Source organism: Moellerella wisconsensis (genome assembly GCF_022592395.1).
Taxonomy (GTDB): domain Bacteria; phylum Pseudomonadota; class Gammaproteobacteria; order Enterobacterales; family Enterobacteriaceae; genus Moellerella; species Moellerella wisconsensis.
In genome coordinates this window covers 958,405-973,876 of record NZ_CP093242.1, presented here as the reverse complement: position 1 = coordinate 973,876, position 15,472 = coordinate 958,405, and the positions used below count along the sequence as shown (strand labels likewise).

Sequence of the window (15,472 nt, the reverse complement as noted above, 5' to 3'; positions counted from 1 at the left end):
GCAAAGACAATGAGGAAACGTCTTATATACGGTCTATTGATCGTGGCAGGGATCGCTATAGCAACTATTTTTTTACTTGATCGTTGGGTGAGCTGGCAAACATCATCAGCGATTTATGAAAATGTTGAATCACTGCCGGCCCGCGATGTCGGAATGGTTTTAGGCACCTCCAAATATTATGCGAATGGAGCTCTTAATCAATATTATTCTTATCGAATTCAAGGTGCAGCAAATGCTTATCACAGTGGAAAGATAAAATATTTACTGTTAAGCGGTGATAATGGCGAACATAGCTACAATGAACCCATTACCATGCGTAAAGATCTCATTAAAGCGGGAGTTCCGGCCTCTAAAATTGTTTTAGATTTTGCCGGTTTCCGAACACTGGACTCTGTCGTTCGTACTCGCCAGGTTTTTGATACCGACAATTTCACCATTATTACCCAGCGTTTTCATTGTGAACGCGCACTATTTATCGCCATGCAAAAAAATATTGATGCGCAATGTTTGGCCGTACCTACGCCCAAAAATATGCTTAAAGTGAGAGTCCGTGAAATATTTGCCCGCTTAGGTGCTTTAGCTGATTTATTTATTTTAAACCGCGAGCCCCGTTTTCTAGGTGAGCAAGAATCCATTCCTGCCCCAATAAAAATGCCCGAAGGGATCAAAGGTTATCCGGCTGTTTCACCAGAAGAAATTGATAAGCTCTGATATAGCTTAAAATACAAATGCGATATTAAGATGATATTATAATTTTAATGTTAATTTTCGCCACATCCACTCAACAGGGCCTTGTGAAAAATAAGACAACCATAATGAAGAGAAGGTAATATTAGTCAACCAAATAGGAACAATAAATGCCAATAATTCAAGTCGATTAAAATCGCAAAAATAATCTAATTGATAAAAAATCGTCGTACAAATTAAGGTTTGCAATAAATAATTGCTCAATGCCATACGGCCAATATTAATTATCCATCGACTAAATAGTGTTGCCTTTATCTGCTCCCAATAACCATAAACTAGTGCTATATATCCTATCGATTGGAACGGGATCACTATTTCATTGACAATATATCCAACAATACTGGTTGAAAAATAACTCCACTGAGCTTGTTGTTGCCAATAAAGACAAATAATTTGAACTAATATTGCAGGTAAAATAAATACTTTACTTATAAATTGATAATGCCCTTCACTATATGCTCCCAACAACCAACCATTATTAATTAATATCACGCCACCTAACATCAGCGCTAACAGCTGCCAGCCATATTGAATAAATAATGACACTATCATGTTGCTGACTTCATGATAGCGATAAGCAATGCCGGTCATTCCTCCGGCTGTTTTCAATGTTATTTCATCAATAATTTGTGATTCAGTAAGAACCCAATAACCTTCTGCATCAATATGATAGCCAATAAATAATAATATCAACAGGCCGATAAGATAGATTGATATGGCGATCTTGATTAATTTTTCTGACGAATAACGATAAATAAGCGTAATAGCTAACATGCCTGTAATTGCGTAAGGTAATAAAATATCGCCTTCCCACAATCCAATACCGTGGATCAGTCCAATTAATATTAAAATAATCAGTCGGCGATAATTCCATTCTTGCCCTTTACGAACTAACAAAGCCAAAGTTGCGCCAAATAATAATGAAAAAATAGCCAGAAATTTGCCTTGGGCAACAATATTCAATACCGACCAAACCACAATATCTGAAGTGCTCACCGACAACGTATACGCTGGGTTCATATAAGCAATTTGCGGTAAACCAAAACCGTAGATATTCAGTAATAGAATACCTAAAATCGATAGACCTCGTACGGCATCAAGTTGCTCAATACGCCCTGAATGAACAACTGATTTCATGAAAGATAATTATAAATGACGAACAGCACGTAAAAATTCCTGACGCGTATTTTGGCTAGATTTAAATAACCCGCCTAATGAGGTAGTTGTAGTACTACTAGTCGCATCTCGAATACCACGCGCTTTGACACAATAATGAACTGCATCAATAGAAACCGCTACATTATTGGTACCTAATAGTGTTTGTAATGCCGTCAATATTTGCTGGGTCAAACGTTCTTGAACTTGTGGGCGCTGAGCAAAAAATTGTACGATACGATTAATTTTAGATAAACCAATCACTTTATCTTTAGGGATATAAGCTACAGTGGCCTTACCGTCGATAGTCACAAAATGATGCTCACAAGTACTGGTCATGGTGATATCACGCACCGTAACCATTTCATCAACTTTCATTTTATTCTCGATCAGCGTAATTTTAGGAAAATTAGCATAATCAAGCCCCGAAAATATTTCATCGACATACATTTTAGCAATTCGGCGCGGAGTATCAGCTAAGCTATCATCAGTTAAATCTAAATTGAGTAGCTGCATAATTTCTGTCATATGCCCTTCAATCAAACTCTTACGCTCTTCTCGCGGAATAGATTGAATACGTAAAGGGGTTTCTAGTCCCCGGGCTTCCAGCGCCGCATGAACCAGTTCGGCTTCTTTACTAAGAGATGACATTCACTTCTCCAAATATGAGTTTCAATATCTTCTATGGATATCAATAGCAGGTGTTATCTAATTACTCTAAAACAGCGGATGCAAATAATCCAGTGTTAGAATTTCATGTTATCTGGACAAATCATCATTCTTAGTTGAATAAAAAATTTTATGCTTAATAATCAATTAACTTACTGTAAAAACCTTATCGAATATAGGTTATAACTTATCTCTAACCTGTTAATTCGTGAATTCTAAACTATCTACCAATGGAATAAATAACTTATTGCTTATTTTACGAGCTTCACAGCATCAATTTATCTAGTATAAATTAAATGATACATTCTCTTTGCCAAGCACTACGCAAAAAAAACTAAAATCCACGAATAGCCACGCTAATTGATTCACCCTATAGTTCATCTCTGCCATAATAACTGTCATCATTCACAGCTCAACTAATACCTCTTAGCAGATCGTTCTATTGGGAGAGTTTGAACCCTAAATTAAATAATAATAAGCCCCAAGGAGCCACCATGGACCATTGCCATACTGCAGGTTTGATTTCACTTGAACTAGCTCTTGAAAAACTACTCGAGCATCCACAACCCTTGCATGAAACAGAAACCATTTCTCTTAATGATGCCGCTGACCGCATTACGGCCACTGATATTATTTCCCCTATTAATGTTCCACCATTTAATAATTCAGCAATGGATGGATATGGCTTATGTTTCGAACAGTGGGATGGTCACACACCAATGCCTATCGTCGGTAAAGCATTTGCAGGGGCTCCTTTCCTCTCGTCACTTCCCGCCGGTAGCTGTATACGTATAATGACAGGAGCCCCCATTCCTACAGGTGTTGATACTGTGGTGATGCAAGAAAATACCGAACAAACTGAGCAAGGTATTATATTCACCAAGCCAATCCGCAAAAATGATAATGTTCGTATGGCAGGTGAAGATATCGCCCAAGGAGCCATTGTATTACCCGTGGGTACTCGCTTGTCCACCGCAGAACTGCCTCTAATAGCCTCACTGGGTATCGATAAACTGACTGTCTATCGTCGACTAAAAGTGGCCGTATTCTCTACTGGCGATGAATTACAATCGATAGGTGTACCACTGCAAGATGGTCAAATCTATGATACCAACCGTTTTGCGGTACGTTTAATGCTTGATAAATTAAATTGCGAAGTCATTGACTTAGGCGTTATTCCTGATAATCCAGACCAGTTAAAACAAACCTTTATTAATGCCAATAAAATGGCTGATTTAGTCATCAGTAGTGGCGGTGTTTCTGTCGGCGAAGCCGATTATACCAAACTGATTTTAGACCAACTCGGAGAAATTGGCTTTTGGAAATTAGCCATTAAACCGGGTAAACCATTCGCCTTTGGTAAGCTTAGTTCTGCTTGGTTTTGTGGCTTACCGGGTAATCCAGTTTCCGCAGCATTAACCTTTTATCAATTAGTACAACCGCTTATTGCTCGTCTTTCTGGTCACGCACAGTGGCGTCCGGCGATAAGATTTAAAGTAAAAACTGTCTCTGATTTGAAAAAAAGCCCCGGACGTTTAGATTTTCAACGCGGTATAATCTCAACCAATGAACAAGGTGAATTACAAGTGGCAACTACCGGCCATCAAGGTTCTCATATTTTCAGTTCATTCAGTCAAGCCAATTGCTTTATTGTGTTAGAACGTGAGCGTGGTCGTGTCAGCGCAGGTGAAACCGTTGAGGTCGAAATGTTCAACTATTTATTAAAAAGTGAGTAATTAAGTGCTTGAACTCAGCCATGAAGAAATGCTCCGCTATAATCGCCAAATTATTTTGCGTGGATTCGATTTTGATGGTCAGGAGAAACTCAAAGCAAGTTCAGTGCTCATGGTTGGATTAGGTGGCTTAGGCTGTGCAGCGGCACAATATCTTGCCGCTGCTGGCGTTGGCAAATTGACTCTGGTCGATTTTGATACGGTATCTTTGTCAAACTTACAGCGCCAAATCCTACATCGTGATAGCACTATTGACATGCCAAAAGTGTTATCCGCCAAGACTCAGCTAAATGCTATCAATCCATACGTACATATTAATACAATCGATGCGTTATTAGACGACCAACAATTGATTGAATTAATTAATCAACATCAGGTCATCGTTGATTGTACTGATAATGTCGCCATCCGTGAACAGTTGAACCGCCTGTGTCTTGCTAAGCAAAAACCGCTGGTCTCAGGTGCAGCTATCCGCATGGAAGGGCAGTTAAGTGTATTTACCTATCAACCAAATACACCTTGCTACCACTGCCTCAGCCGGCTGTTTGGTGATAATAGCTTAACTTGCGTAGAAGCTGGAGTTATGTCACCTCTTGTTGGAACAATTGGTACATTAGAAGCTATTGAAACTATTAAATTATTGGCGGATTATGGTCAAGTGAACAGCGGAAAAGTGCTATTTTTTGATGCGATGTCGATGGAGTTTCGTCAATTCACTCTGAATAAAGATCCACATTGTGAAGTGTGCGGTCAAAAAGCTCTTCAAGCGACGCAAAATAACGCTTAATTTAAATTAATAATATGGCAGAAAGCCCAACAAAACTATTTTTCTGCCATATCATGATAATCTTTAAAACTTTAATTTTATAATAGTTAAGTGTTTTTGTTATTCATTTAACTCGTTATCTAAGCTATTATTTAGCCTAATTATTTAACCCACGTAGATAGAGATAAATACCGTGCCTGATATTATATTTTTCCGCGAACTATTAGTTTCAAGTGTTGGCGTACTGCAATTAATATTAGAGACAATTTCTGTTATTTGTGTGGTGGTTGGCTTAGCTAAGACCTTATTTTTATTGGTAACGCTGAAACAAGGTTCTGCTGCTCGCTTCTGTTTTGGTAATTGGCTAGCGACCGCACTTGAGTTTCAATTAGCCGCCGATATTTTAATTACTACAGTAGACCCTGATCTTGATGGTCTAATTAAACTAGCGATTATTGCGGTGATACGTACTTTCTTAAATTATTTTCTCACCAAAGAACTTGAACAGAAGCCGTTAAAGGAATAAATATAATTACTCTAACTTTATTCCTTATGTTCTATTGGCTATCGGTGCTCCTGCACACGCGAATAATTGAGTGTTTCAACTGTCACCTTATCTTTATATGCAGAATGTAACCAATACGATTAATACGCCATATACCTCATCAATGACACTAAAACGCCCATTTTATGACGTTTACTCGGCCTTGGATCAAGCTTTATTTTTGCAGTTCATTGCCAGAAAAAGCCATTGGGTTACATTAGCTGATCTCAATTATGCCAAACGAAGCAAGAAAAGCTAGGTAGCTATACCTCACTTTGGCGCACAATTCGCCTCAGGAAATCTCAAAGATACCTCACTTAGTCTGCTTTCTGGCTATCGATTTACATTGAATAATTATCAGTATCTATCTTTGGATTTATTAGGAGGGGGATACGTTATTGGACATTTAATAGTGACTTGTCTCTCAACAATTATTCCATTTCTATGTCCAAAGATTGTATTGAGCTTGTGATTGCGAGTCGATTCCGTTATCACCTCACTCCTAAGATTTCATTAGTTGGCTATATTGATAGTTCTCTTTCGCTGAATAGCACAAGCAAGTTGGCAGTGGAATACACGACTGAATTATGATCTAACCAACAATACAACAACTATCCGCCGGTTATAAAAATCAGCGGATTAGCCCTGAGCTATCAAAAGAAACTATTGTCAGTAAATCACAAGGCATATTAGTTGGATTTTCATCTCATTTTTAAAGCATAACTTAACAATTAAACACGAAAAAATTATTAAAGATAAATCTGAGGTAAAATCAGATTCTGAATACCACGCTGAGCTAATAGCGAAGCAAAATATTCAATCTCATCTTTAGTTGCCGATGCCCATGTACTTGCTGTACCAGTCACACCATGGGTTTGAAACGCGTTAATTTTAATTCTGGTTTCAGTCGGTAAAGTTAACAAAAAAGCTGACAATTCATCAATATATTCAAGATAATCAGTCTGATCAGGAATATACAGCAAACGCACCTCATACAGCTTATCAGCGCGGGCTAAAAATTTAATACTATCAATTACTTTTTGGTTATCGCGACCGGTTAAATAAAGAGCATTCTCTGATTTCCAGGCTTTTAAATCAATCATCGTGCCTTCAGTATAAGGAATAATTTTTTTCCAGCCCATTAGTGATAAATGACCATTACTATCAATAAAGCAACTAAGATGCTTTAAATCATCGGCATTTTTGATGGCCGAAAATAAAGCCATAATAAACGGAAGTTGCAGTGTTGCCTCACCTCCGCTCACCGTTATTCCATTAATAAATACCAAATACTGGCGAATAATAGCCAGTATGCTATCTAAGGAATATTGCCCAGTCATCGGGGTGGAATTTTTAGTACATGTCTGTAAACAGGTATCACATTGCTGGCAAATGTCACTTTCCCAATGCACCCTATTATTCTGAAAACTCAGTGCACCGTGAGGACATGTCGCGACACAATCCCCACAGTTATCACAAAATGTCATGGTATAAGGATTATGGCAATTTAAGCAATTGAGATTACATCCCTGTAAAAAAATTACCAACCTATTTCCCGGCCCATCGACACAGGAAAAAGGTAGTATTTTATTTATCGTAGCGCATCGCTTGTTCACGACTAATCACCCTTGGCTGACGATCTAAAATATGACAATTTTTTGCAGCTTCATCCCCTAGCCACGTTGTATTTATGCGAGAACCTGATTGTTTATATTTATTAATATCAGATAATCTCACCATATACCCGGTAATACGCACTAAATCATTACTATCAATATTAGCCGTGAATTCGCGCATCCCATGGGCAAAGGCTCCTTTGCACAGCTGCATCATCGCTTGAGGATTTTGTTTGATAGTTTCATCAACCGTTAAAATATCGCTAATACCCGAAGTGTAATATTGATGATGAGGTGCAACAGTCATAATATGTTCAACCGGATTAGGTTCTTCACCATAAGGAATCCTCACCCCTGGCGTCGTCTGCAGATCTGAGCTAATTCCTGATTGCGCATGCAATAATGCCCGATGATTAAAACCGTAAGTGACCGGTGTATTAACTACATATTCACTTAATTGTTGACTAATTTTATACGATAGCGCTGAGGCTTGGGCATCTTGAGCATATTTAGCCTCAACACCTTCTTTTTGCATTAATAAATTAACCGCTTCCGCCATACCATAAATTCCAAACATTGGTGCAAAGCGCTCTGGTTTAATTAATCCTTCGTGGACTAAAAAGCTGGTTTGGAAAAATTGAGAATCTTCATATAAAAATTGTGTTCTGATATTAATTAATTCCATTTGAATCGCGCAATATTTAGGTAATTGATGTGACATAAAATCATCAATGTTACTACTGCGTAACGCAACCTCACGTAAGTTAATACGCGATAATGTACTACCTCCGCCATTTATTGGTAATGAGTTATAACAACTCACCACACCATAGCCTTTCTCATCAAAGGCGCCGGCATGAATTTCATCATTAGCAATATGTGGCTTACTGCATTCACAAATATTTTTCACTGTTTGCAGTAATAAATCTTCTGGCGTTGTATCGGCTCGATAAACAAAAGTAAGATTAGGTGCTACTTGTTTTAATTCGGCATCTATTTTTAAAATTAAACGGCAAATAATATTATCTTCTGGTCCTATATTCGCATGCATAAAAGCATCCGGTAAGGTTCTATCGAGCATTATCCAGAATCGTTTTAATTTTTGATAAAGTTGCTGTTCAGTTTGCTGCCCAATATAAGGCATCAATAATCTATCCAAATAACCTAAAAATACCGGGATCCCCGTTACCGAAGGTACATGATTATAAATAATAGTTAACATATTTAAAGCATCATCAAAATCTTCAGCCGGAGATAATTCTAAATATTCTGAACCTTGTTGCAAATAACGTGTGTAATCGGGTAAAACATAGCGTGGTTTATAAGGTGCATTGCCTTCATACATGTCACAAATAACCCGCTCCACTAATGCGGTTTCAGCCTCTGCACTCAATGAAAGATAAGGTATGTTATTTTCGGCCTCTAGTGATAAAAAATGTGCTTTTTGTTTCGGCGACAATATCGGGTCAGTTACAATAGCTAAACAACGCGACTGATAATCTGATAATGGCTGTTTACGATTCATTATTTATTATTTCCTCTTACTCTTGAAGATGCAGCATTCCCTAGATAATTGAGCTTAGCAGCCATTATCTGGAATAGATTTATAGCAATAAGAAAAAGCTTGCCAATGCCGCACTCATTAAATTAGATAGTGTTCCTGCACATATCGCTTTAAACCCTAACTGCGCTACATCTTTTCGACGATTAGGCGCTAGACTACCGATACCTCCTAATAGAATAGCGACCGCGGCAATATTAGCAAAACCACATAATGCAAATGAGATTACTGCTTTTGTATGTTCTGAAATAACCTGTAACCCCATAGCAGCAACGTCGGCATCAGGTTGTAAATAAGGACTTAAATTAGAGAAAGCTACAAATTCATTTAAAATAAATTTTTGTCCAATCAGAGAACCCGCAATATGCGCATCCTCCCAAGGGATGCCTAATAAAAAAGCCAGCGGGGAAAATATCCAACCTAATATTAATTCCAAAGACAAACCGGTATAGCCAAATACACTACCGACATAGCCTAATACCCCATTAATTAACGCTATTAATGCAATAAATGCTAATAACATGGCACCGACATTTAATGCTAATTGCATACCAGAAGCGGCACCACTAGCTGCAGCATCAATCACATTTTCCGGTTTTTCCTCAGCCATTAATTTATTTGATAAACTAATAGGCTGAGGTTCTTCCGTTTCAGGCTCAAGCAATTTAGCAAAAAATAATCCGCCCGGTGCAGCCATAAAGGATGCGGCAAGTAAATACTCTAATTGAATTCCTAATAAAGCATATCCAGCTAAAATTGAACCAGCAATAGATGCCGCACCACCACACATAACCGCAAATAATTCAGATCGTGTCATGGTAGAAATATAAGGTCGAATAACCAATGGCGCTTCTGTTAACCCAACAAAAATATTTGCAGTTGCCGATAAAGATTCAGTGCGTGACGTCCCTAATAATTTGTGTAAACCACCACCAATTAAATTAATAATAAACGTCATAGCACCTAAATAATATAAGACAGCAATTAAAGAAGAGAAAAAAACAATCGCAGGTAAAACTCGTAATGCAAAAATAAAACCACCACCGCCAAATAATTCAAACATTTTATCTGAGACTAAGCCACCGAATATAAACTGAGTTCCTACTTCACCATATGCAATGATATTAGAAATACCATCAGATAACGCAGCTAATACCTTTCGTCCAGCTGGGATATAAAGAACAAAAGCACCTAATGAAACTTGTAATAAAAAAGCACCAATGACCGTTCTTTTATTAATTGCTCTCCGATTATTAGAAAAAATAATCGCTATAACAATTAAAGTTACCATTCCTAGCACACTCATCATTGAAGCCATATATAGCCCTTGCAACTAATTAAATATTAGAATCATTTTATTTAAACAAAGATATAATCGTAAACTGAGCTGGCTGACATTGATAAAAATCAATAGAAACAGATAATTAGATAATTAGCGTGTGATATTGTGAAGTAGATCGTGATTATTTTTTATAAAAATTTTCACTAGGGCTGTTGATCTTTTTAGCATGTTAATTAAGTGACATGATGATTCGATATAATTAGATTCACCACAAAACAAAAATAAACCACCATGCAGAGAACAATGTTAACAGATAAACAATAGCATAAGCTCCACAGCCTGCTGATGAAAAGTGACCGTGTATACGACAAAAGTGAACACCGGAGGAGCTTAGAATGGCTCTTTTATCGGATGCGAATGGGTTGTTCGATGGTAAGCGCGTTTAGTAGGGACAAGTAACCGATGTTCTTTCAATAAAGAAAATAGTCGGTCTCGGCCAATAACTAATTGTTTTTGTTTTAAAATAAAATATAACTTGCGTCCTCCCAATCTGGGTTGAAAAATGCGTTCATCTTTAACAGCACCGACAATAATGGCGTCTGTTTTTTTTCGTTCTTCAGACGTATCTTGGCGTTTGTAATAGGTTTGCCGACTAATTTTCATCAAGCGACATGCGGTCGTTATTGTGAGTCTTTCAACCGTTTTTTCTTCAATAACTCGGCTTTGCGCTTTTTTGACAAGCGGACGCAGAAATCTCTATCCATAACTTTAACAACGGCTTCAAAGAAATCGGCTTTAAGCTGAGCTTCTTCAAGTTCTTTTTCGAGCGCTTTAATGCGTTGTTCGGGTGTTTATTGCTCAGAAGATTGGATCATAGCAGCACCTTTATAAAGAGCGTTGGGCGTATCTTTCGACCAATCTAATACCATGTTTACGAAGCCAAACCAAAACGGTAGAACGATCTTGTATGCCATATTGATATTGAGCTTGTTTATAGGTGAATTCGCCTTTTTCTACTTGGTCAACGACCGTCAATTTAAAGGCTAGGGGATAATCACGTTGAGTTCGTTTACTTGTTGGTTTCATTACACTCTCCAATTTTAAGTTGGAAAAATGTCAACCTTATTTAGGACGGGTCAATAACTATAAAAAAAGCCCCTCAAGGGGACTTTTTATGCGTAAATATTGATTATTCAACCACGCCTTGACTGGCCAAATATTCACTATACGTACCTCTGAAATCAATTACTTTATCTTCTTTGATTTCGATAACTCGACTAGCAAGTGAACTCACAAATTCACGATCATGAGAAACAAAAATTAACGTCCCTTGGTATAACTCAAGAGCCATATTTAATGATTCAATTGATTCCATATCCAAATGGTTGGTTGGCTCATCCATAATAAGAATATTTGGCTCTAACATCATTAGCTTACCAAATAACATCCGGCCTTGCTCTCCACCAGAAAGGACACGCACTTTTTTCTTAATATCATCTTGGCTGAATAATAAACGACCAAGAATACTACGAACCGCTTGCTCATCATCACCGGCTTTTTTCCACTGGCTCATCCAGTCAAATACGGTTAGATCGCAATCAAAGTCTTCTGCGTGATCTTGAGCATAATAGCCAATTTGGCTATTTTCAGACCATTTTACTGTGCCGCTATCCGGTAATAAAGAACCGACTAACGTTTTTAAGAAAGTGGTTTTACCAATACCATTGGCACCGATAACCGCGACTTTATCGCCAACTTCAACCAACATATTGACATTTTTAAACAATGGACCTTGATCATAACCTTTGGTTAACGCTTCTAATTCCAAAGCATTACGGAACAATTTTTTCTCTTGTTCAAAACGAATAAATGGATTCTGGCGGCTAGACGCTTTGACTTCTTCCAATTGAATTTTATCAATTTGACGAGCACGCGAGGTAGCTTGTTTTGATTTAGAGGCATTAGCACTAAAACGGCTAACAAATGATTGCAGCTCAGCTATTTGGGCTTTTTTCTTTGAGTTATCTGCCATCAAACGCTCACGCGCTTGTGTTGCTGCAATCATATATTCGTCATAGTTACCGGTGAAAAAGCGCAATGCACCGTAATCTAAATCTGCCATATGCGTACAGACTGTATTCAGAAAATGTCTATCATGCGAAATGATAATCATAGTGCAACTACGGTCGTTCAGTACTTGCTCCAACCAACGGATAGTATCAATATCCAAGTTATTAGTCGGCTCATCTAATAACAAGATATCTGGATCAGAGAACAGAGCCTGAGCTAACAGGACACGTAATTTCCAGCCAGGAGCAACTTCGCTCATCATGCCATAATGCTGTTCAACAGGAATACCGACACCTAACAGTAATTCGCCAGCGCGAGCTTCAGCACTGTAGCCATCCATTTCACCATACGCAACTTCCAGATCGGCGACACGATAGCCATCTTCTTCGCTCATTTCTGCCATCGCATAAATACGATCACGTTCCTGTTTAACTTCCCACAGTTCCGTATGACCCATGATGACGGTATCAAGCACCGTAAATTCTTCAAAAGCAAATTGATCCTGACGTAATTTACCAATACGCTCATTTGGATCAGTGGTACTGACATTACCCGCTGAAGGAGTCAGATCGCCACCTAAGATCTTCATAAAAGTTGATTTACCTGCACCGTTCGCACCGATAAGGCCATAACGGTTGCCCGTACCAAATTTTATGGATATATTTTCAAACAGTGGCTTACTGCCAAACTGCATAGTGATATTATTTGTCGTTAACACATCTACACTCTTTTACTTGACCCCTAGCGGGATCGAAACATCATCAAATAGCGGCGCATTATGCCACAACCATCAACAGAGATCTCCCGCTGATTAATCAAACAGAATGTTTCACTATATTTCACCGTGTTTAGCTATCAAACTACGTGCTAAAATTGACTTGTTCGGGCGTAAAGATGCTTGTCTGTCGACATGCCAGCATAAATATGATTGATACTAAACTGCTATAATAAACTCGTTTAATAGCTTATTTTATATTTATCTCAACATAATAAAATATAGAAATGTTTATTCTAAATTTAATAAATATTTCTCAACGTGGTTATTAATATAGCTTATTAATAATAATTAACTTAATTTGTAATAAGATAAAAAGAAGTATATTTAATATACCTCTCTTAAATCTAAAAAATATTATTTACTGTAAGTTTTTACTGCGGGTGCAATATAAGTTTCAAACTGATCAAATATTCGGGCCGGATTATCGTCAACAATCGCCATATGACGATATTTTTCATGCAGAAAACCTTCATCTGCCATTTTGTTAGTCATATCAATTAGTGGTTGCCAGAAATTATTAATATTTAACAAGGCACAAGGTTTAGTATGTAAGCCAATTTGGCTCCAAGTAAATACCTCGCTATACTCTTCCAATGTACCATAGCCTCCTGGTAATGCCACAAAACCATCAGCCAACTCAATCATTTTATTTTTACGCTGGTGCATGGTATCTACTTTGTATAATTGGGTCAGATTATTATGTGAAATCTCGCGTTCTTCTAATAAGGCAGGAATAACGCCAATCACTGTTCCGCCTAAGCTTAAAACAGTATCGGCAATCAGTCCCATAATACCCACGCTTGCACCACCATAAACCAGAGTAATATCCCGCTTAACCATCTCTTTAGCAAAAGCGATAGCCTGCTGTTGATAAATCTCAGAATTACCCAAACTAGAGCCACAATAAACAGCAATGCTGGTTATTTTTTTCATTATATCCTCACGTTATGTTGTGCAATTTTACTTTATTATACGTTAGCAAACGCCAAGCTCAATCAATCATATTTAGGCCATTAAATATTACGATGAGGAACAAGATTAAATCTACCGTCAAACTTGACTCATTGACAGGTCAGTTCTAATGGGGGAATTTTCTTTGATGGCTTTAGATTTATTATCGTGAACCTAAATCTCAATATTATCTTTCATCATTTTATGGCATAATCGGCAAAATTTTTGCTAGCAAAAATAACTTAATTTGTTTGAAATTTCATAGCGCTATTTCTGATGGTTTTATTTTTGACAATTCTTTTTATGAATAGTCAGTATCATCATTTTACAATAAATAAGCTATTTAATATTATATCACTCAGCTTTCGAGGCTTTGTCATACATGTCAGCCAGTTGGAAAAAACGTCTTACTCCGCTACTCCCTGTGTTCTTATTGCTCATTGCAATGATGTCGATTCAAAGTGGTGCGTCGCTTGCAAAAACGCTGTTCCCTATCATCGGTGCGCCCGGTGTGACAGGGCTACGTTTATTACTCGCTACAATTATTCTATGTGCAATATTCAAGCCATGGCGTCTAAAATATCGAAGAAATTCTCTATTTCCATTATTCGCTTATGGTCTTTCTCTTGGGATCATGAATTATCTGTTTTATTTATCGTTAGAACGAATTCCTTTAGGGATTGCTGTCGCACTTGAGTTTACCGGGCCACTGGCTGTCGCAATGTTTTCATCACGTCGTCCTATCGATTTTTTATGGATTGGGCTAGTTATTGCTGGTTTACTCTTTCTATTACCTATTGGCGATAATATTCAACAACTTGACTTACTTGGTGCGCTCTATGCATTAGGCGCAGGTGTCTGTTGGGCACTATATATTATCTTTGGTAAACGCGCTGGCGCAGGTTATGGTACCGCAACCGTCGCTATCGGATCATTTATTTCTGCAATGATTTTCTTTCCTCTTGGCTTAATGCAAACAGGGGCGGAATTAATGTTTGATCTGTCTATATTGCCTTTAGCATTAGCCGTTGCTGTATTATCAACAGCATTTCCTTATACTTTAGAAATGATTGCGTTAACCAAACTGCCTGCAAAAACCTTTGGCACCTTAATGAGCTTAGAACCTTGCATGGGAGCATTTTTAGGCATTGTATTCCTCAATGAGCATCTTACAATGACCCAATGGCTAGCTTTACTCTGTATCGTCTGCGCCTCTATTGGTTCGACATCCACAGCTAGAACCAAAACTAAGATTGAAGAAATTTAAATTATTCATAAATAGATCCATTTCTGTAAATATGAAATATCTTGTATTTACAGAATTTTTTATAAATATTATATATATATGAATTATAAGCTCATAAAATAATAAAGAATATAACTCATAGATTTAAATTTATGTTTATAATTATATTTATGTCATTAGTTTGTAAATAAGCTTAACTTCCCTTGATATATTATCTCTTTAATAGCATGGTGTATTCATATTTATCTTATTAATTTTAAATATAATCAATTTTAGCTATCAATTTAATAGCATATAACTATATGACAAATTAGCTATTCGGCATTATATTTATTCACAGATAAATAGTTAAAT

12 protein-coding genes and 1 pseudogene are annotated in these 15,472 nt (G+C 37.3%); 5 read left to right on the top strand and 8 right to left on the bottom strand.

Going from position 1 to position 15,472, the window contains the following annotated elements; genetic code table 11:
• Positions 1–9: 9 nt before the first annotated feature.
• Complete coding sequence (sanA, locus tag MNY66_RS04210) at positions 10–711, top strand: outer membrane permeability protein SanA (RefSeq protein ID WP_047255678.1); 702 nt, start codon at positions 10–12, stop codon at positions 709–711.
• Positions 712–747: 36 nt separating this feature from the next.
• Here sanA and yeiB read toward each other — a convergent pair whose 3' ends face one another.
• Both yeiB and folE read right to left on the bottom strand, forming a co-directional pair.
• A complete protein-coding gene (gene yeiB, locus MNY66_RS04205) occupies positions 748–1,884 on the bottom strand; it encodes a DUF418 domain-containing protein YeiB (RefSeq protein WP_047255679.1) in 1,137 nt (378 codons plus the stop codon).
• Positions 1,885–1,893: 9 nt separating this feature from the next.
• Positions 1,894–2,553, bottom strand: coding sequence for a GTP cyclohydrolase I FolE (folE, locus tag MNY66_RS04200; protein WP_053908994.1), 660 nt, complete (start codon positions 2,551–2,553; stop codon positions 1,894–1,896).
• A 512-nt stretch (positions 2,554–3,065) separates the two neighbouring features.
• On the opposite strand from folE, the gene moeA reads away from it, so the two are divergent.
• The 3 genes from moeA to MNY66_RS04185 all read left to right on the top strand — a co-directional run bounded on the left by moeA (position 3,066) and on the right by MNY66_RS04185 (position 5,596).
• Entirely contained in the window at positions 3,066–4,307 is a 1,242-nt protein-coding gene (gene moeA / locus MNY66_RS04195) for a molybdopterin molybdotransferase MoeA (RefSeq protein ID WP_047255681.1), read from the top strand.
• 28 nt (positions 4,308–4,335) lie between these two features.
• Positions 4,336–5,091: a molybdopterin-synthase adenylyltransferase MoeB gene (gene moeB, locus MNY66_RS04190; protein WP_047255791.1), complete on the top strand. Its 756-nt coding sequence runs from the start codon at positions 4,336–4,338 to the stop codon at positions 5,089–5,091.
• A gap of 172 nt (positions 5,092–5,263) precedes the next feature.
• A complete protein-coding gene (locus tag MNY66_RS04185) occupies positions 5,264–5,596 on the top strand; it encodes a DUF1622 domain-containing protein (protein ID WP_047255682.1) in 333 nt (110 codons plus the stop codon).
• Positions 5,597–6,363: 767 nt separating this feature from the next.
• Here the strand turns inward: MNY66_RS04185 and MNY66_RS04180 are convergent.
• The 6 genes and pseudogenes from MNY66_RS04180 to MNY66_RS04150 all read right to left on the bottom strand — a co-directional run bounded on the left by MNY66_RS04180 (position 6,364) and on the right by MNY66_RS04150 (position 13,854).
• Positions 6,364–7,230 (bottom strand): YjjW family glycine radical enzyme activase, encoded by an 867-nt coding sequence (locus MNY66_RS04180; RefSeq protein WP_241501481.1) that lies wholly within the window; start codon positions 7,228–7,230, stop codon positions 6,364–6,366.
• Complete coding sequence (locus MNY66_RS04175) at positions 7,202–8,755, bottom strand: YjjI family glycine radical enzyme (protein WP_241501480.1); 1,554 nt, start codon at positions 8,753–8,755, stop codon at positions 7,202–7,204. The genes MNY66_RS04180 and MNY66_RS04175 overlap by 29 nt, the downstream gene beginning before the upstream one ends.
• 79 nt (positions 8,756–8,834) lie before the next feature.
• Entirely contained in the window at positions 8,835–10,097 is a 1,263-nt protein-coding gene (locus tag MNY66_RS04170; protein ID WP_197075999.1) for a NupC/NupG family nucleoside CNT transporter, read from the bottom strand.
• A gap of 387 nt (positions 10,098–10,484) precedes the next feature.
• Positions 10,485–11,159 (bottom strand): annotated as a pseudogene (locus MNY66_RS18010) (transposase family protein); the annotation flags it as partial.
• Positions 11,160–11,262: 103 nt separating this feature from the next.
• Positions 11,263–12,861, bottom strand: a complete 1,599-nt coding sequence (locus tag MNY66_RS04155; RefSeq protein WP_047255686.1) for an ABC-F family ATPase — start codon at positions 12,859–12,861, stop codon at positions 11,263–11,265.
• Positions 12,862–13,275: 414 nt separating this feature from the next.
• A complete protein-coding gene (locus MNY66_RS04150) occupies positions 13,276–13,854 on the bottom strand; it encodes an LOG family protein (protein WP_047255687.1) in 579 nt (192 codons plus the stop codon).
• A 400-nt stretch (positions 13,855–14,254) separates the two neighbouring features.
• On the opposite strand from MNY66_RS04150, the gene rhtA reads away from it, so the two are divergent.
• On the top strand, positions 14,255–15,139 hold the full coding sequence (rhtA, locus tag MNY66_RS04145) for a threonine/homoserine exporter RhtA (protein WP_047255688.1): 885 nt from the start codon (positions 14,255–14,257) through the stop codon (positions 15,137–15,139).
• The last annotated feature ends 333 nt before the right edge of the window (positions 15,140–15,472 follow it).

Bases quoted from the DNA above. Each gene is read 5' to 3' on its own strand.
- yeiB (WP_047255679.1), bottom strand. From the start codon at position 1,884: ATGAAATCAGTTGTTCATTCAGGGCGTATTGAGCAACTTGATGCCGTA.
- MNY66_RS04150 (WP_047255687.1), bottom strand. From the start codon at position 13,854: ATGAAAAAAATAACCAGCATTGCTGTTTATTGTGGCTCTAGTTTGGGT.
- rhtA (WP_047255688.1), top strand. From the start codon at position 14,255: ATGTCAGCCAGTTGGAAAAAACGTCTTACTCCGCTACTCCCTGTGTTC.
- moeA (WP_047255681.1), top strand. From the start codon at position 3,066: ATGGACCATTGCCATACTGCAGGTTTGATTTCACTTGAACTAGCTCTT.
- MNY66_RS04175 (WP_241501480.1), bottom strand. From the start codon at position 8,755: ATGAATCGTAAACAGCCATTATCAGATTATCAGTCGCGTTGTTTAGCT.
- folE (WP_053908994.1), bottom strand. From the start codon at position 2,553: ATGTCATCTCTTAGTAAAGAAGCCGAACTGGTTCATGCGGCGCTGGAA.
- moeB (WP_047255791.1), top strand. From the start codon at position 4,336: ATGCTCCGCTATAATCGCCAAATTATTTTGCGTGGATTCGATTTTGAT.
- sanA (WP_047255678.1), top strand. From the start codon at position 10: ATGAGGAAACGTCTTATATACGGTCTATTGATCGTGGCAGGGATCGCT.
- MNY66_RS04170 (WP_197075999.1), bottom strand. From the start codon at position 10,097: ATGAGTGTGCTAGGAATGGTAACTTTAATTGTTATAGCGATTATTTTT.